The sequence below is a fragment of the Ruminococcus sp. YE71 genome (assembly GCF_900119155.1).
Lineage (GTDB): Bacteria > Bacillota > Clostridia > Oscillospirales > Ruminococcaceae > YE71.
The window spans coordinates 158,430-176,545 of the sequence record NZ_FPIR01000002.1 but is presented as its reverse complement, the minus strand read 5'-3'; the positions used below and the strand labels follow the sequence as shown (position 1 = coordinate 176,545).

Genomic DNA, 18,116 nt, shown 5'->3' with positions numbered 1-18,116 from the left:
AGAAGCTCACCCCCGCTTGATTCAGATAATAGATACCGTTTATATCCTATTCGTCGTACTGTGTCATTCTCACACGTTCGATAGTGCGGAGCTTCGCGCTCCTGCTTCGGCTGTTGACCTCAAGCTCGCCCTCCGACGCGGTGACGGGCTTGCGGAAAACAAGCTGTCCCAGCGGCTTCTTTCCGCATACGCACTGCGGAAAATCGGGCGGACAGGTGCAGCCCGTACACAGCCCTGCGAAGCGTTTCTTCACCATCCTGTCCTCCAGCGAGTGGAAGGTGATGACCGCGAGCCGTCCCCCGACGTTCAGCAGCGAGAACGCCGTATCCAGTGTGCGGTCAAGCTCGCCCAGCTCGTCATTGACGGCTATCCTCACCGCCTGAAAGGTCTTTCTGCACGGATTCTTCTCGCGCCTAACCTTCTGCGGCACTGCCGACTTGACTATCTCAGCCAGCTGCAAGGTCGTCTCGATCGGCTTGGTCTCCCTTGCCGCGACTATCGCCTTTGCTATCGACGGCGCGAATTTCTCCTCGCCGTAATCAAAAAGTATAGTTCTGAGCTGTTCATAGCTCCATTCGTTCACAACATCTCTTGCCGAGAGCCCTTCGCCGCTCATCCTCATATCGAGGGGCGCGTCCTTGTGGAATGAGAACCCTCTCTCAGCCGCGTCCAGCTGATGCGACGACACGCCGAGGTCGAGCATGACCCCGTCCACGCGGTCTATCCCCAGCTCGTGCAGCTTGTCAGCCATCCCCGAGAATTCCGAGTGTACGACCGTCGCAGGCAGTCCCTTCAGACGCTCTGTCGCCGCCGCCACCGCTTCGGGGTCGCGGTCGAAGGCGATGAGCCTGCCCTTTTCGGGGTCGAGACGCGAAGCCAGCTCGAAGCTGTGCCCTCCGCCGCCTGCCGTACCGTCAACGTATATCCCGTCGGGCCGCACGCCGAGCGAATCTACCGTTTCGTGCAGCAGCACGGATACATGACTAAAATCCATCAGAAGCCTGCCGCCTCCAGTGCTTTCATATATTCCTCATCGGAAATACTGTTCTTTTCGTTCCATTTATCGGCGTTCCATATCTCACAGTGGTCGGTAACGCCCGTCACGACAGCCTCGCTGTCTATCCCCGCCATCTCCCTCAGTCTCTGGGGGATGAGGATGCGTCCCTGCTTGTCCGCGTCAACGTCCACGGCGTTCGCCATAAGCGTCCGCTGAACGGTGATGGTCGCGGTCATGGGCTGCTCGCTGAGCTTTTCTGCCTTAGCGTCGAACAGCTCGGGAGTGAACACGAAAATGCAGCCGCCGACCCCTCTTGTGAGGACGTAGCTCTCGCCCATCAGCTCTCTGAGCTTTGCGGGGAAAGCCATTCTGCCCTTAGCGTCCACCGACTGGGTGTAGCTGCCTTTGAGCATTTTGCCTGCCATTTTCACGTTCACCGCCCTTTCTCGTGAGAATTTTCTCATTTCAGGGTGGGAACCGCCAAAAATTCACCGCTTTTGCACACTTTTCCCCACCTGCATATCCATTATACAACATATCATGGAAAAATGCAAGAGCAAAAACAGACAAATCCTCTGTCGGCAGACAAGCCCGAGCGCACGGACATATCAAAAATCCGAAAATTTTCATCACGCAGACGATCGGAAGATGGGGAATCGCCCTTAACCGTTTTGTAACTTTCATTACTATTGCCAATTTCTTACAGAGGACACTATACTGCGGTTCATTTCTGTTACATTTATTATAGCACAACATCTTGTGTTCGTCAATAGCGTCCGCGGACAGATAATGTAGTCGTCACGACCGTTTTTTTGTACATTTCAAAAACAGAGGTCTCTCTAATTATGACAAATAGGTTACAAACAGACCCCCTCTCCCGAAAAAACTCATTTCCCTCTCAGAATATAAATTTTTTCTGAACTTTTTCACTTTCCCTCATCGGTATGCCCGATGCAGTTTTCGGCAAAAACGCGGTATATTGCATAAACAATAACGCATCCGTCAAAATATGAAGTTTTTAAATCCTTTTCGCTCATGCTTTTTTGTGCAACCCGACGAATTACTCAAAATATTTAGCATATTATTGCACAGTTATTGACAAATCGACTATTAGGTGTTATAATGTTTGTGACGAATATTTGCTTTTGTTAATGAAACTCAAATGTAGAAAGGAAGTGAGCCTATGCTGTTCAGATCATTGTCCCTTAATCATACGAACTATACCCCTGTCAGCGATCTGACGGTCGTAGCGCTCTGCTTCGTTATCCTTGTACTGCTTGTGCAGACCCACGTCCGCAAGGACAATAACTTCAAACGCATGATGGGTATGCTGGCGGCGATAGTCGTCACCGCCCTCTCAAACGTAACTTTGCAGATGCTCATAACCTCGGGCGATACCATTCGCTACGCAAAAGCCATCTACATCGCCCGCGAACTGCACAATATATCGGTGATAGCCTATATGTACCTGCATATCAGCTATCTGCGCGAACCCCTGTGGCTCAACGACAAGACCATACGGCTGTACCGCATCGCAACGGTCACCCTGCTCGCCTGCTTCACGCTGTCGGATGTGGTGATGACCTTCCTGAACGTCGGATTCAGGGTGGGCAGGGACGGCAAGGTCGCAACGGGTGTGAACCTGTTCATCCCCCTGTACGGACTGTTCCTTGTGCTGGTGCTGTTCCTTATCATACGCTACCGCGACAGGCTCGTGAAACAAATATTCCACGGTCTGCTCGCCGTGAACCTGCTGTCATGGTTCCTGATGTTCTCTCAGGGTCTGCACAGGCAGCAGTCCTTCACCACAGCCGCATATTTTTTCCCGATAATCGGTCTGTTCTTCATCTTCCACTCCAACCCCTACGATGTTGACACGGGCGCGGTGTCTTCAAGCTACCTCTATCAGGAGCTCGAAGAGAACCTCTCGAAAGACCACAAAGTGCTGATAATGAGCTGCTATATGGTGGGCTTCGACAAGTTCATCAAGGAATCCAAGGAGCTGAAGCTTGAGTTCTACGACTTTCTGCGCCAGAATATGCGCCGCGGCGTTCTCTACCGCTTCCCTCACGAACGCCTGATAATGACAATACCCGTCTCCGACCACAAAGACCACCGCTTTCAGGTGGAAAAGATGCTCTCCGACTTCGGCAGGAAACACAAGAAGTTCAACATGGACTACAAGATAGTCATCTGCGAAATGAACGAGCGCATCACCAGGCCCCACGACTACCCCCTCCTCATCGAGTTCGTGGAGGCCTCCATGAGCCTCAACACCGTAAACAACGTCAACGACGATGACATCGACAAGTTCTTCGACTCAAGGTATATCATCAATCAGCTGGACGATATCGTGAATACCCACGACCTCAACGACAGCCGCGTGCTGCTCTACCTCCAGCCCGTCTATAACCTCACCACAGGCACCTACGACACCGCCGAAGCACTCATGAGACTCAGGCTCGACGACCTTGGGCTGGTGTTCCCCGACAAGTTCATCCCCCTCGCCGAACAGAACGGTCAGATACATACCCTCAGCCTGATAATCCTGAACAAGACCTGCCGCATCATCAAGTATTTCAACAGTCAGGGTCTTGACATCAAGCGCATTTCGGTGAACTTCTCGGCGATAGACCTCAAATACGACACCTTCTGCAACGAGGTGCGCGAGATAATCACCATGAACGGCATCCCCTTCGAGAAGATAGCCGTGGAGATAACCGAGAGCCGAAACGAACAGGATTTCAACCTCATCAAGCGCAAGATACTCGAACTCCAGTCCCTCGGCATCAAGTTCTATCTGGACGATTTCGGTACGGGCTACTCGAACTTCGAGAGGATAATGGAACTCCCCTTCGACATCATCAAGTTCGACCGCTCGCTGCTGGTGGAGATGGGCAAGAACTACTCCTCGGAATACATGGTCAGCACCTTCGCGGGGATGTTCAATAAGCTGGGCTACGCCGTGCTCTTCGAGGGCGTCGAGAACGATAAGGACGAACGCAACTGCGTGCGCATGAAGGCAGGCTACCTGCAAGGCTACAAGTACTCAAAGCCTATCCCTGCCGAGACCGCGGTGACGTTCCTACAGCCCCTCTCAAATTCTCAGACCAAAAAATAACAAGAAGCCGGACTCGCTCCGGCTTTTTTATGTACACCTGTATAAAGATATGAAACCGATACGAACATATGACCCGACAGGCTCATTTTAACCGTGATATGTGGAAAATAATACGAAATTTCGGCTAAACACTTGCATTTTTTTTGCAGATGTGCTATAATGATTTTACAAATGACCGTACAGGTCGGAATATGAACGAAAGCATCTGATAATACGGAGGGAATATTTATGAAGATCAAGAGACTTTTAGCAGGTCTGCTCGCAGTTTCGGCTGCGGCTACTATGCTCGCAGGCTGCGGCGGCAGCGATGACAGCTCGTCCGATAAGGGCGGTTCCGCAAACAGCGCAGCTAAGAGCGGCGCCGAGACTTCCGCAGCAGAGAACGAGTCTTCGGCTGATTCGGCAGCAGGCGATGCATCGACTGATGAGTCCGCGGCTGACAGCACCGAAGAAGACAGCGTTGACCCTAACGACCCCAACGCAGGCGACCCCAACGACTACAAGTTCGAGGAGATCGACGACGGCGTTGAAAAGTACGGCAGAGCAGGTATCGTATGGATGATAATGGATCAGTGGGATCACAGAAAGGATCTCGACCTGTGCGCTACCGACGAGGGCGAGGTGACTATCGTTCCCTCAACGAATACCGACGTCTACATCACGGGCAACGGCACCTACACCGTTGAGTTCAGCGGCTACCACGCTCCCGAGGAGTGGAAGGACGCAGGACTTCTGTGCGGCTATCTGGGCGTTGAGGCTATCCTTGACTTCCCGTCCTACCCCGACATCACCTTCTGGATCGACGAGTGCGTCATCGACGGCGTGACCTACACCTTCGAGCACGACACCGACCCCGAGAGCGAAAAGTATCAGGTCATCGAGGATACCGAGGCTTACGAAGAGAACAAGCAGATGATAAAGATCAAGAACGGCTACGGCGACGGTCTGATGGACGACGCTTCCATCTGGAAGACCGCCGACAAGATCACCGTCACCTTTACCATCGGCGGACTGCCTACCGACAAGATCGAGAACTACGAGAACGAGAAGATCAACGTAGTTTACGGCAGCGGTTCTGTAGACTGAAAATAACAACTTCGGCGGCAGAGAAAGCTCTGCCGCTGTTTGTGTTTCTCACGGAGGGATAGAATGTACGTTACCGAGCAGGAGAACCCGAATCTCGCCTATCTGCGCGACAAGACCTCAAAGCTCACCACAAAGCCGGGCTGCTACCTCATGAAGGACAGCACGGGCAAGATAATCTACGTGGGCAAGGCGAAAAACCTGCACAACCGCGTTTCCAGCTACTTCCGCAAGGGGCAGGATCACCTGCCGAAGGTCTGGAAGATGGTCACCCTCGTCAAGGATTACGACTTCATCGTGACCGACTCCGAGTTTGAAGCGCTCGTGCTGGAATGCTCGCTCATCAAGCAGTACTCGCCGAAGTATAACATCTGCCTGAAAGACGACAAGGGCTACAGCTACATCCGCGTTTCCGACGAGCCGTACCCCCGTCTGACCGCCGTTTTGCAGAAGGAGGACGACGGCGCACAGTACATCGGGCCGTACATCAGCTCCTACTCGGTGCGTCAGGCGGTCGCCGAAGCCAACAAGGTATTCATGCTGCCCACCTGCCGAAAAGTTTTCCCGAGAGACTTCGGCAAAGGCCGCACCTGCCTGAATTTCCACATCAGACAGTGCATGGGCGTCTGTCAGGGCAAGATCGGAGAGGAAGAGTACCGCGAGACCGTGAAACAGGCGGTGGAGTACATCAAGAGCGGTTCTCAGGCAAGCGTCGAACGGCTGACCGAACAGATGTACAAGGCTTCGGAAGAACTCGATTTCGAGCTTGCCGCAAAGCTCCGCGACAGGATAAATGCCATCAAAAAAGCCGCCGAAGACCAGAAGATAGTCAGCGAAGGGCTCAAAGACATGGACATCTTCGCGGTCAGCTGCAACAGCGGACAGGCGTTCGGCAGCGTGCTGATGTACCGCGGCGGAAAGCTCTTCGACAAGCATTCCGCCCCCCTCGGCATGACCGACGAGGGTTCGAGTATGCGTGAGGGCTACATCCTCGAATTCTACCGCACCCGCGACGAGATACCCCACGACATCCTGCTTGACGAACCCATCGAGAACGGCGTGCTCATCTCACAGTACCTCTCGGAAAAGTGCGGCCACAAGGTGAATATCTCCGTGCCGCAGAGGGGCGCGATGGTGCGGCTCACCACCCTCGCGAAATCCAACGCCAGCGAACATCTCTCGCTCCGCGTCGGCAGGACGGGCAAGGAGATAGGCGCTCTCGAAGAGCTCGCGAAAGCCCTCGGTCTCGAAAAACCGCCCCGCTTCATCGAGTGCTATGATATCTCGAACTTCGGCTCCGACGACATGACCTGCGGAATGGTCGTGTTCGAGAACGGCCGCCCCTGCAAACGCTTCTACCGAAAGTTCTCGATAAAGACCGTCACCGACCAGAACGACTACGCCGCTATGAGCGAAGCCGTCGAACGCCGCTTCAAACGCTACTACGAGCAGGAGGACGAGGGCTTCTCCACCCTGCCCGACCTGATACTCCTCGACGGCGGCAAGGGTCACGTCGCCACCATCACGCCGCTGGTGCGCTCCATGGGGATAACCGTGCCCATCTACGGCCTCGTCAAGGACTCGAAACACCGCACCCGCGCCGCGACCGCCTCCGACCACGAGATAAGCCTGCACGCCTACCGCCGCGCATTCAACCTCGTGACCCAGATACAGGATGAGGTCCACCGCTACGCGATCGGCTACACCCGCGCCAAACACACCAAAAGCACCCTCACCGCAGGCATGACTTCGGTGAAAGGCATCGGCGAAAAACGCGTCCGTAAACTTATGACCGAGTTCAAAACCAAGGAGGCCCTCGAAAAAGCCTCCCCCGACCAACTCGCATCCGCCGCAGGCATCCCCCCCGAAGTCGCCGACGCCCTCTACGCTTACATTCACCGCAACGACGGGTAGAGAGTGGGGGATCTCTTTGGGGAAACCCTTTTGAAAAAGGGTTCTCCCCCAAACCCCTTTCCTAAAACTTTTAATATGCTGGCAGGTGGATTTGGTTGGGAAGATAGTCTCTCGCCATTTCATGAGATGCCGTCTGAACGTCTTTTGGACGGGTTGGAGATGTAGGGTTTTCTCCGCTATCTCCGACAAAGCCAATACCCGATCGCAGAATGAAGCGTAAACCACCCTTGACCGTCTTTTTGGCAAGGGGCAGCCTATATAAAAAGAGAATCACAAACTTCCCGACCTGCACAATGTAAAGTAGAACACAACCCCTTGCCAAAAAGTATTAAAAATTTTAGGAAAGGGGGTCTGGGGGAGAACCCTTTTTTAAAAGGGTTTCCCCCAGAAAAACCCGCACTCTCCCCGAAAAGAGAGCCAAATGGAGGCAGACATTGAAGCACGTTACGATAATTGAGGATGACAAGGCGCTGAACACTGGTATTGCGATCGCGCTGAGGAGTGAGGATATGACGTTCAGGCAGCTGTTCAGGCTGGGGGACTTCGACCCCTGCGAGCGCACCGACCTCATCATTCTGGACATAAACCTGCCTGACGGCAACGGTTTCGACTTTCTGCGGAAGCTGCGTCAGACGTCGGACACGCCCGTGCTGATACTGACCGCGAACGATCTTGAGACCGACGAAGTCATGGGTCTTGAGCTGGGCGCGGACGACTACATGACCAAGCCGTTCAGTCTGATGGTGCTGAGGGCGCGTATCGCGAAGCTGCTCAGAAGCACCGCGAAGACCACCGACGCCGTCTACTCGGACGAGAACTTCACCTTCGATTTCGACAGGATGGAGTTCACCGCTTCGGGGCGGTCGGTGGAGCTCAGCAAGACCGAACAGAAACTTCTGCGGATGCTGGTGGCAAACAGGAACATGACCCTACCGCGTGAGCGTCTCATCGACAGGATATGGACGGACGGCGCGGACTACGTTGACGAAAACGCCCTCTCGGTGACGGTCAACCGATTGCGCAGGAAGCTCGGCGCGGCTGACCGCATACAGACCGTCTACGGCATCGGCTACGTGTGGAGGGCGACGTGATGTTCCGCGAGAAAAAAGTTTTATCACGACTGGAGAAAATGCTGGACGACGGCATAAACGGAACATTCGAGGAGTCGGCTTACGACGAGACAAAGCTCTCGAAGCTCGAGACCAAGTGGCTGAGGTACCTTACCACCTCGAAGCTCTCGCACCTGAAGACCGAGAAGGAACGTGCCACGCTGAAAGAGCTGGTCTCGGACATCTCGCATCAGACGCGGACGCCCATCTCGAACATACTGCTGTACATCCAGCTGCTGGAAGAACAGCCGCTTGACGAAGAGAGCCGCGGACTCGTGAGCGAGATACGCGACCAGTCGGAAAAGCTGTCCTCGCTGATAGATTCGCTGGTGAAGATGTCGCGGCTGGAAACGGGCACGATACAGCTCACCCCCACCGAGGGGAGTATCGCCGAGCTGATAGATTCAGCCGCAGGTCAGGCGAGGATGTCGGCGGATGCAAAGAACATCCGCATCGAGACGGAAGAGCCCGATTTTACGGCGAATTTCGACAGCAAGTGGACGCAGGAAGCGTTATTCAACCTCATCGACAATGCGGTGAAGTACTCGCCCGAGGGCAGCGAAGTAAGGGTCAGTGCGCAGAGTTTCGAGATGTTTGTGAGCATATCGGTAAGCGATAACGGCATAGGCATCCCCGAGAGTGAATTACAACTGATATTCACGAGGTTTTACAGGGGTCGGGAAGTAAGGGAGCAGAACGGAGTAGGTATAGGATTATATCTTGCGAGGCAGATAGCCGAAGAGCAAGGCGGATATATAACAGCCGAAAGGAAAGTAAACGGCTCAACATTCAAACTATACCTCCCGAAATAAAAAATAACCACACAAACATCCCGTCCTCGCCGGAGAATCAAAAAGTTTAGGGGTCCGGTGACCCTTTTCAAAGGGTCCCGGCGAGGGGCTCGGGGGCGAGGAGCCCCCGCCGAGGGAATATCGCTCCGCCCCGTAAGCGTACCCAAGCAGCCCCCATAAATAAAATCGGCAAATCCCCCCAAAAAAACGTCCCGAAAGCCGCAGCACTAAAAAACCACAGCCCCCCCTACAAGAACAAACGATTTGCCGATTTTATTTTGGCGAGAGAGCGAAGCGATCCGAGCCAAACCCCCGAATTTGGCGAAGCCAAATAAAAAAACACACACCAAAAACCAACCAACAATCTTTCAAAACTGTTAGATTTCAGAAAGATTGTGGAAAGTATCGCTTGCTAAAATAAATGCAGCAGAGAAAAAGACTGCTGCATTTTTTGTGAGGTGAAAAGAAATGGAGATACTCAGAACAGAAGGACTGACAAAAACATACGGAAACAAGGAAACGAATAAGGTCACGGCACTCGAAAACGCGGAGATAAGCATCGGACAGAGCGAATTCGCGGCGATAGTCGGCACTTCGGGAAGCGGAAAATCAACGCTTCTGCATATGCTCGGCGGACTCGACAGACCTACTTCGGGAAAGGTGTTCGTGGACGGGAAGGATATTTTCTCCCTCGATGACGAATCGCTCACCATCTTCCGCAGACGGAAGATAGGCTTCGTGTTCCAGTCGTTCAACCTGCTGCCGACCCTTAACGTGTACGAAAATATCGTGTTCCCGATACAGCTCGACGGCAGCGAACCAGACGAAACATTCGTCAACGAGGTCATCGACGCTATCGGCCTTACCGATATGAAGGAACGCCTTCCGAATCAGCTCTCGGGCGGTCAGCAGCAGCGCGTCGCCATCGCCCGCGCCCTCGCCGCAAAGCCTGCTATGATACTCGCCGACGAACCTACGGGCAACCTCGACAGCAAGACCTCTCAGGATGTGCTCAGCCTGCTCAAGGTCACGGGTCAGCGCTTCTCCCAGACCATCGTCATGATAACCCATAACGAGGCTATCGCACAGATGGCAGACCGCATCATCCGCATCGAGGACGGTCACATCATCAAGGGCGGTGAGCAGAATGACTAAGGTGAACAACCGCCGCCTTATCAGACGGCTCGCAGTCCGCGAACTGAAAAAGGACCGCAAGATGAGCTTCGTAGTGATACTCTCGATAGTGCTGACCTGCGTGCTGTTCACAGTGCTCGCCACCATCGGCGGCAGCCTTATAAACGGCTCTCAGCAGGAGACTATGCGTCAGGTCGGTGCAAGCTCGATGGCGGGTCTGAAATACGTCCTGCCCGAGGACGCCGAAAAGGTCGCGGCAGACAGCAAGACCCGCAACGTCAGCAGCCGCATCATCGTCGGTCAGGTTTCCGACGAGAGACTGAGGAATTTCAGGGCAGAAGTCAACTGCGCCCTCAGCCTGCAAAACGCCGAGGCTATGTTCTGCGCTCCCACCGAAGGCAGGCTCCCCGAAAGCTTCGACGAGGTGGCGGTCAGCACCCTCTTCCTCGATGAACTCGGTCTCCCCCACGAACTCGGCATCACCGTCCCAATGAAGATGATAATAAACGACAGAGCCATGACCACGGTCGAACAGCCCATGACCCTCTGCGGCTTCTGGCAGGGCGACAGGGTGAGCATGGCACAGCAGTGCTGGGTCTCAAAAGCCTTTCAGGAAAAATACGCCCCTACCCCCGATGTCAGCTTCTACGATACCGACCTCACCTGCCTTGCAGGCTACTATCAGGTGGACTTCGACTTCGCTAACAGCTGGGATATAGAGGGCAAGACCGAAAAACTGATGAAACGCCTCTACCCCGACGGCAAAGTCCCGGGATACGGCGTCAACTGGGCGTATGCCGCCGGCAGCATCGACGGCGGCACCATAACAGCGATAGTCATTTTCGCCCTCATCATATTCAGCGCGGGCTACCTGATAATCTACAACATCTTCAGCATAAACATCTCGGCGAATATCCGCAGCTACGGCCTGCTGAAGACCATCGGCACCACAGAAAAACAGATACGCCGCATGGTGCGCACTCAGGCACGGATATACTGCGCGGCAGGCATACCCTTCGGTCTCGTGACAGGCCTTGTCATCGGCAAGGTCAGCATCGGCATGATACTCAGGATAATCAACCTCATCTCCGCTCAGAGCTATGCCGTCAGCCCGAAAATGATGGCAATCATCTGCATCATCTCCGCGCTCTTCACCTTCGAGACGGTCATGATAAGCAGCCGCAAGCCCTGCAAGGCTGCCGCCAAGGCTTCCCCCATCGAAGCCCTCAGATACAACGAAACTGCTAACATAAAGAACGAAGACAAACAGACAAAGAAACTCAGTCCCCGTTCCATCGCAAAAAGCAGTATGCTCCGCAGCAGGAGAAAGATAGTCGTTGTGGTGCTGTCCCTTACCCTCAGCATCATTCTGACCAACACCCTCTTCACCTTCCTCGGCGGACTCGACATGGATAAATACCTCAGCAATATGATAGTAGGCGACTTCATCATAAAGCGTCAGAACACCCCCGGGAACCGTTTCGACGGCACCTACAACACGGTCACACCCGAACAGATAGAAGAGATCGCGTCCCTCGACGGCGTGAAGAGCGCCGACCCCGTCTACTGCGAACACGGAGAGCTCATGCTCGAAGGCACTGTCCTCGAAAGATACGACGCCCTCGAAGCCGCATACGGCAAGACCGACAGCGACTACACCTTCTACGCACATTCAAAAGGCTGCATCAGCTCCGACCTCTACGGCATCCCGCAGAACATCCTCGCCGACATAACCCCGAAAGAGGGCAGCATCGACGCCGAGAAGTTCGCGAGTGGAGATTACGCGCTGGTCTACACAAAGTACATCAACCTCGACGACTCCGAAAACGACCCCATCGACGACCTCTGCAAGACAGGCGATACGATAACCGTCAGGGGCACAAACGAACAGATAAAGACCTTCAAGGTCATGGCGGTCTCCGATATCCCCTACCCCCTGTCCACTCAGGAATACGATATGCTGAGCGTACATATCACCATCCCCGAGAGCGCCTATATGGAACTGACCGACGACCGCAGCGCCATGCTCGTGAAAGTCGGCGCAGACAAAGAGGACATCGACAGGGCGGGCACTCAGTTAGACGCCTTCACCGAACTGTCGGAAAACTCCCTCATCTGCAAGAGCAAGAGCGACTACATGGATGAGTACAAGGACCTGACAAAGGTCATCAGGATAGTGGGCGGTGCCCTCTGCGGCATACTCGCGCTCATCGGCATCCTGAACTTCGTGAACGCCGTGGTCACGGGCATAATCTCCCGCAAGCGCGAACTCGCCATGATGAACGCGGTCGGCATGACAGGCAGGCAGCTGAAAGCGATGCTCATGTGGGAGGGCGTGCATTACTCGGTGCTGACCGCAGTCAGCTCGATAGTGCTAAGCTCCCTGCTCAGCCTGCTCCTGCTGAGGAATCTCGCAAAGGAGATGATCTTTTTCAGCTACAGCTTCAACATACTGCCGATACTGGTCTGCCTGCCGATACTGATACTTCTGTCGGCGGCGATCCCCGCGACGGCGTACAAGGTCATCAACCGCGAAAGCATAGTTGACCGCCTCAGAGAAAACTGATACCCCCTAAAATAAGCGTGGTGCGCGGCCGAAAATCCAACGGTCATGCACCGCGTAATTTTTTGCATATTTTCGTATTTTTGCATTGAAATTTAAAAATTAATATGTTATAATTGTTAATGTATAAATGACGGAACTGTTTGACGATCATTTAAGGAGGAAAAGTATGAGCGAAAACAACGGTCAGAAACAGAACGACAGCTCGTCTGTCACAGTGTCCAGATCTACCGTCAAAGGCATCATCATCGCGGCAAACGTGCTGGTGATAGGCCTTATCATCGCGGTGGTGGCACTCGCGACAGGCAAGGACAATGACGATAAGCTGAAAACCGACAGCACCCCCAGCAAGGCGGTCACCACCGCTTCTTCGGAGAGCAAGAAGGAAGATGAAAGCTCCGAGAGCACCGATGAGGACAGCGAGGAGACAAGCTCCGCCGATGACACCTCTTCCGAGGCTGAAAGCAAGGCGAAGAGCAAGTCCGACAGCAAGTCCGAATCGAAGTCCGATAAGGACGAGGACGAGGGCGAGGGCTTCATCCTCTACTACAGCGGCGACAACAGCTGGCAGGACGGCGACGCCGTGATGACGGGCATGAGCATCTCGGTCAAGAACAACTCGGGCAAGGCAGTCTCCGACTGGAAGCTCGAACTGGAGATCGAGGGTCTGAAAAAGTGCGACGGCTGGTGCGGCACCTACACCTGCTCGGGCGATACCCTCACCATCACCCCCGCCGAATTCAACAGCGAGATAGCCGCAGGCGCGACCCTCGGCGACCTCGGCTGCAACATCGGCACTTCAGTGGCTCTCAACGTCAAGAGCGCAAAGCTCTCGGGCACCGAATGCACCATCAAAAAAGGCAGCACCCCCAAGTCCACCCAGCAGAGCGGCGGCAATAATAACAACAACGGCGGCGACCAGAACGCCTCCGTAAACGTTGACGAGCTGCTCAAACGCTCCCCGAAGGCAAAGCAGGGCGACGACTGGCTCCACACCGACGGCAACCGCATCCTCGACAAGGACGGCAAGGAAGTCTGGCTGACAGGCTGCAACTGGTTCGGCTACAACACGGGCACAAACGTTTTCGACGGCCTGTGGAACAGCGTCCTGACCGAGAGCGTCGATGCTATCGCCGACCACGGCTTCAACCTCATCCGCGTTCCCTTCTCGGCAGAGCTGATAAACAACTGGGCTGACGGCAACTACCCCCAGGCAAACTACAACAACGCCTACAACACCGAGCTCAACTCCATGAACAGCCTTCAGATATTCGACTACTTCCTGAAGCTGGCTGAGGAGAACGGCCTGAAGGTCATGATAGACATCCACTCCGCAAATACCGACGCGGCAGGCCACAACGCTAACCTCTGGTACACCGACAAGGTCTCCGTAAAGGAGTACTACGCCGCTCTCGAATGGATGGCTGACCGCTACAAGGATAACGACACCATCATCGCGTTCGACCTGAAAAACGAGCCCCACGGCAAGCCCAACGAGGGCGACGCTGCCGCAAAATGGGACGACTCCAAGGACGCGAACAACTGGAAATACGTTGCCGAGACCGCCGCAGGCAAGGTGCTCAAAAAGAACCCCAACGTGCTCATAATGGTCGAAGGCACCGAGACCTACCCGAAGAAAAAGGGCAACTACAAGTCCACCGACAATGAGGACTACTACTTCAACTGGTGGGGCGGAAATCTCCGCGGCGTCAAGGACTACCCCATCGACCTCGGCAAGCATCAGGACAAACTGGTGTACTCCCCCCACGACTACGGCCCCACCGTATATCAGCAGCCCTGGTTCGAGGGCAGCTACGACTACGACTCGCTGATGAAGGACTGCTGGAAGGACAACTGGTTCTACATCTACGAGAAAAAGACCGCTCCCCTTCTCATCGGCGAATGGGGCGGCTTCATGACCGAGCCCAACATCACCTGGATGACGCATATGCGCACCCTCATCAAGAAGTACAACCTGCATCACACCTTCTGGTGCTTCAACGCCAACAGCGGCGACACAGGCGGTCTCGTGCTGGACGACTTCAAGACCTGGGACGACGAGAAGTATAACTTCGTCAAGGAAGTCCTCTGGCAGGAGGACGGCAAGTTCGTCGGCCTCGACCACGCTATCCCCCTCGGCGACAACGGCATCACCCTCAAAAAAGCAAAAGGTCTGAAATAATCGAAAAGAGGTCATTTCCCCTGCGGAAGTGACCTCTCTTTTTTATCTCATGCTCCGCAGACGTGCCACCGCCTCGGGAACAGCCTGCACGAGATACCCGATGTCCTCGTCCGTGCAGTCGTCCCCCAGCGAGAAACGTATGCTCGACTTCGCCGCGTCCTCGGTCAGCCCCATGGCCGTCAGAACGTGCGAGGGCGCATCCTGCCCCGTCGTACACGCCGAACCGCTCGAAGCGCTGATGCCGTACATATCCAGCATCACCAGCAGGCTCTCCCCTTCAAGCCCCCCGAAGGAAACGTTCACCGTCGCAGGGAGCCTGTCGTCGGGATGCCCGTTGAGCCGCGCCCCCTCTATCCCGAGCAGCGCCTGTTCGAGCCGCCCTCTCATCCGCGTGAGCCGCTCCGTCCGCTCGGCAAGGCTGTCCGCCGCGTCGCTCAACGCCTTCGCGAGCCCGACTATCCCTGCCACGTTCTCCGTACCGGCACGCCTGCCGTACTCCTGCGAGCCGCCGTCTATGAAGCTCGGCAGCTTCACGCCCCTGCGGATGAACAGAGCCCCCACCCCTTTCGGAGCGTGCAGCTTGTGTCCCGACAGCGAGAGCATATCCGCCCCAATTTCGCGGACGTTCACGGGTATGTGCCCCGCCGCCTGCACCGCGTCGGTGTGGAACAGCACTCCCCTCTCACGGCATATCCTGCCGATCTCTGCAACAGGCATCAGCGTCCCGACTTCGTTGTTGGCGGTCATCACCGAAACGAGCGCCGTGTCGTCACGCAGCGCCCCCTCGACGCTCTCCGCACTCACCTTCCCGAACCTGTCGGGCATCAGATACGTCACCTCAAAACCCAGCCGTTCAAGGTGCTTGCAGCAGTTGAGCACAGCATGATGCTCCACCGCGGTCGTGACGATGTGCCGCTTCCCCGCCAGCGCCCCAAGCTCGGCAGCACCCCTCACCGCCCAGTTGTCCGACTCCGAACCGCAGGAGGTGAAGAATATCTCATCAGGCTCCGCCCCCAGCTCGGCAGCGATACTCCGCCGCGCATCCAGCACCGCCTTAGCCGCCTGCCGCCCCAGCCTGTATCCGCTCGAAGCGTTCCCGAAACACTCGGTAAGGTACGGCATCATAGCCTCCAGCACCGCCCTTGTCACCGCAGTCGTGGCAGCATTGTCACAGTAAACATTCCTCTTCTTCATCAATATCCCCCTCTCGCCTCGCTCTACATATTATATAACAGAACCCACCCACTGTCAAGCACCACCTTGACATCCCCCGCCCTTTAGTGCTATAATGGTTTAAAGAGTGCAGGTCTTACCGTGGGAAACCCTTTCCTAAAATTTTTATTACTTTTTGGCAAGGGGCAGTTGTTCTTTCTAACTTTGTGATGATAGGAAAGTTTGTGGTTCTTCTCCTATATAGCGTGCCCCTTGCCAAAAAGACGTTCAAGAGCGCTTCGGACATAGATAAGTATTCTCTCTTGAAATGGAGAGAGTCTAACTCCCCGACCACAACCAACGACATATTAAAAGTCTTTGGAATGGGAGCCGCCTTAGCTACGCACTCACGACCCGTAAACGGAGGGATAGTATTGAAGATATTGAAGAAGCTGGCAGCTGTGGCGGCTGCGATGGTGGCTGTAGCGGCGGCGGGCTGCGGCAGCGAGATAAGTGAGAAGACCGATATGCCTGCGCGTGTTTCTACGGCGGAAAGTTCGGGTGAGAGCCGGGCGAACGAGACCATGCCCGACAGTTCGGCACCCGAGGTCTCGGCGGTCACCGAGATGACCTCGTCTGCCGAGGGTGCGGTAACGCCTGCTTCGGACAGTTCATCTGCGGACAGCTCGTCATCCGATACCGACAGCAATTCCGACGAAAAGTCCGACAGCGGCATCACCACCGAGAAAAAAGTCCTTTCCGCCGTCAACGACACCCCGAACAGAGTCACCCTCGTCTGCGTCGGCGACAACCTCATCCACGACAACATCTACAACGAAGCCTGGAAGCGCGGCGGCGACCACTACGACTTCTTCCCCGTCTACGAGCACACCGAAAAGTACTTCAAGGACGCCGACCTGAAGATCCTCAATCAGGAGACCCTCGTCACCGACAAGTACGGCCCCTCGTCCTTCCCCTGCTTCGCGACCCCAACCGCCGACGGCGACTGCGTGGTTGACAAACTCGGCGTGAACGTCATCTCCATGTCCAACAACCACGTCCTCGATATGGGCGCGGACGGTCTGATAAGCTCCCTCGACTACTGGGACTCGAAGCCCGTCGTCCACTACGGCGCGTACCGTAACGACAAGGACAGCCGCACCATCCGCACAACCGAGATAAACGGCATCACCTTCGCCTTCCTCGGCTACATGGAACACACCAACGGCTTTTTCCTCGACCCCGACGCCGACAACGGCAAGGTGGTCTACCTGAACGAACTCGACCGCATCGAGGAAGAGATAAAGGCCGCCGACAAAGCCGCCGATGTGGTGGTCGTCAGCGCACACTTCGGCACGGAAGTCCTGAATGCCATCAACGACCAGCAGGCGACCCTCGCCCCGAAATTCGTGGAGTGGGGCGCAGACCTCATCATCGGCACGCAGGCACACGCTTGCAGTACCTGCGGCTACATCGACAAGCCCGACGGCGGACAGGCGTTCTGCTACTACGGCCTCGGCAACTTCGTCTCCACCATGTACTACCCGAACTCGCCCATCGGCATCCTCGGCAAGATGAATGTGGTGAAAGACCCGACCTCGGGCAAGGTGACCTTCGAGAACGTGAAGGCTATCCCCCTCGTTCAGCACTACGAGGCGGACAGCTTCTACAGCGACTGGTACAACTGCGCCACCTACCCCTACGCCGAATATACCGACGAACTTTTTGCCCGAAACTACTCCGACGGCTTCAATCGTCAGGAAGCCGAAAACTGCCTTTCCTACATCCCGCAGGAGTTTTTGAGCATAGAATAACAGAACCGACCTGTTTATCCATTGATTTTTGGATGTATTTACAAAAAGGTATTGACTTTTTATTGAATTTATGTTAAAATAACAGAAATGGTTCTATTAATAAAGGCAATACCGCACAACCATTGTGCGTCAGAGGCGCTGCACCGGCGAAGCAGGTGGTTGCGCGGTATTGCCTAAGCTGTCGGGAAACATATCGCATCTATGCAGACAGTCTTTCGGCTGTCTGTGTTTTTTTCGGCAGACACATTTTGAAAGG

At 55.0% G+C, this 18,116-nt stretch carries 12 protein-coding genes; 9 read left to right on the top strand and 3 right to left on the bottom strand.

Features of this window, described 5'->3' with window-relative positions:
• Positions 1 to 46: 46 nt before the first annotated feature.
• Both rsmH and mraZ read right to left on the bottom strand, forming a co-directional pair.
• Positions 47 to 994: a 16S rRNA (cytosine(1402)-N(4))-methyltransferase RsmH gene (gene rsmH, locus BT142_RS02520; RefSeq protein WP_072416626.1), complete on the bottom strand. Its 948-nt coding sequence runs from the start codon at positions 992 to 994 to the stop codon at positions 47 to 49.
• Positions 994 to 1,461, bottom strand: a complete 468-nt coding sequence (mraZ, locus tag BT142_RS02515) for a division/cell wall cluster transcriptional repressor MraZ (RefSeq protein WP_084659293.1) — start codon at positions 1,459 to 1,461, stop codon at positions 994 to 996. The genes rsmH and mraZ overlap by 1 nt, the downstream gene beginning before the upstream one ends.
• 719 nt (positions 1,462 to 2,180) lie before the next feature.
• On the opposite strand from mraZ, the gene BT142_RS02510 reads away from it, so the two are divergent.
• The 8 genes from BT142_RS02510 (at position 2,181) to BT142_RS02475 (ending at position 14,894) form a co-directional block, all read left to right on the top strand.
• A complete protein-coding gene (locus tag BT142_RS02510) occupies positions 2,181 to 4,118 on the top strand; it encodes an EAL domain-containing protein (protein WP_072416625.1) in 1,938 nt (645 codons plus the stop codon).
• Between the two features lie 228 nt (positions 4,119 to 4,346).
• On the top strand, positions 4,347 to 5,204 hold the full coding sequence (locus BT142_RS02505) for a hypothetical protein (RefSeq protein ID WP_072416624.1): 858 nt from the start codon (positions 4,347 to 4,349) through the stop codon (positions 5,202 to 5,204).
• 63 nt (positions 5,205 to 5,267) lie between these two features.
• Complete coding sequence (gene uvrC, locus BT142_RS02500; RefSeq protein WP_084659292.1) at positions 5,268 to 7,115, top strand: excinuclease ABC subunit UvrC; 1,848 nt, start codon at positions 5,268 to 5,270, stop codon at positions 7,113 to 7,115.
• Between the two features lie 434 nt (positions 7,116 to 7,549).
• Positions 7,550 to 8,206, top strand: coding sequence for a response regulator transcription factor (locus tag BT142_RS02495; protein ID WP_072416623.1), 657 nt, complete (start codon positions 7,550 to 7,552; stop codon positions 8,204 to 8,206).
• A complete protein-coding gene (locus BT142_RS02490; RefSeq protein ID WP_072416622.1) occupies positions 8,206 to 9,036 on the top strand; it encodes a sensor histidine kinase in 831 nt (276 codons plus the stop codon). The genes BT142_RS02495 and BT142_RS02490 overlap by 1 nt, the downstream gene beginning before the upstream one ends.
• Positions 9,037 to 9,483: 447 nt before the next feature.
• Positions 9,484 to 10,170 (top strand): ABC transporter ATP-binding protein, encoded by a 687-nt coding sequence (locus tag BT142_RS02485; protein ID WP_072416621.1) that lies wholly within the window; start codon positions 9,484 to 9,486, stop codon positions 10,168 to 10,170.
• Entirely contained in the window at positions 10,163 to 12,715 is a 2,553-nt protein-coding gene (locus tag BT142_RS02480; RefSeq protein ID WP_072416620.1) for an ABC transporter permease, read from the top strand. Before BT142_RS02485 ends, BT142_RS02480 begins: the two co-directional genes overlap by 8 nt.
• Before the next feature lie 166 nt (positions 12,716 to 12,881).
• The gene (locus BT142_RS02475) at positions 12,882 to 14,894 is read left to right on the top strand and encodes a cellulase family glycosylhydrolase (RefSeq protein ID WP_084659290.1); all 2,013 of its coding nucleotides are present in this window, start codon (positions 12,882 to 12,884) and stop codon (positions 14,892 to 14,894) included.
• A 42-nt stretch (positions 14,895 to 14,936) separates the two neighbouring features.
• Here BT142_RS02475 and BT142_RS02470 read toward each other — a convergent pair whose 3' ends face one another.
• Entirely contained in the window at positions 14,937 to 16,088 is a 1,152-nt protein-coding gene (locus BT142_RS02470) for a cysteine desulfurase family protein (RefSeq protein ID WP_072416619.1), read from the bottom strand.
• A 392-nt stretch (positions 16,089 to 16,480) separates the two neighbouring features.
• Here BT142_RS02470 and BT142_RS02465 point away from each other — a divergent pair, with 392 nt between their 5' ends.
• Positions 16,481 to 17,860: a CapA family protein gene (locus tag BT142_RS02465; protein ID WP_242871902.1), complete on the top strand. Its 1,380-nt coding sequence runs from the start codon at positions 16,481 to 16,483 to the stop codon at positions 17,858 to 17,860.
• Positions 17,861 to 18,116: the final 256 nt, after the last annotated feature.

Excerpts from the sequence above, each read along its gene's own strand:
- BT142_RS02505 (WP_072416624.1), top strand. The coding sequence starts at position 4,347 with ATGAAGATCAAGAGACTTTTAGCAGGTCTGCTCGCAGTTTCGGCTGCG.
- mraZ (WP_084659293.1), bottom strand. The coding sequence starts at position 1,461 with ATGAGAAAATTCTCACGAGAAAGGGCGGTGAACGTGAAAATGGCAGGC.
- BT142_RS02485 (WP_072416621.1), top strand. The coding sequence starts at position 9,484 with ATGGAGATACTCAGAACAGAAGGACTGACAAAAACATACGGAAACAAG.
- BT142_RS02510 (WP_072416625.1), top strand. The coding sequence starts at position 2,181 with ATGCTGTTCAGATCATTGTCCCTTAATCATACGAACTATACCCCTGTC.
- BT142_RS02480 (WP_072416620.1), top strand. The coding sequence starts at position 10,163 with ATGACTAAGGTGAACAACCGCCGCCTTATCAGACGGCTCGCAGTCCGC.
- BT142_RS02470 (WP_072416619.1), bottom strand. The coding sequence starts at position 16,088 with ATGAAGAAGAGGAATGTTTACTGTGACAATGCTGCCACGACTGCGGTG.
- uvrC (WP_084659292.1), top strand. The coding sequence starts at position 5,268 with ATGTACGTTACCGAGCAGGAGAACCCGAATCTCGCCTATCTGCGCGAC.
- BT142_RS02475 (WP_084659290.1), top strand. The coding sequence starts at position 12,882 with ATGAGCGAAAACAACGGTCAGAAACAGAACGACAGCTCGTCTGTCACA.
- BT142_RS02490 (WP_072416622.1), top strand. The coding sequence starts at position 8,206 with ATGTTCCGCGAGAAAAAAGTTTTATCACGACTGGAGAAAATGCTGGAC.
- rsmH (WP_072416626.1), bottom strand. The coding sequence starts at position 994 with ATGGATTTTAGTCATGTATCCGTGCTGCTGCACGAAACGGTAGATTCG.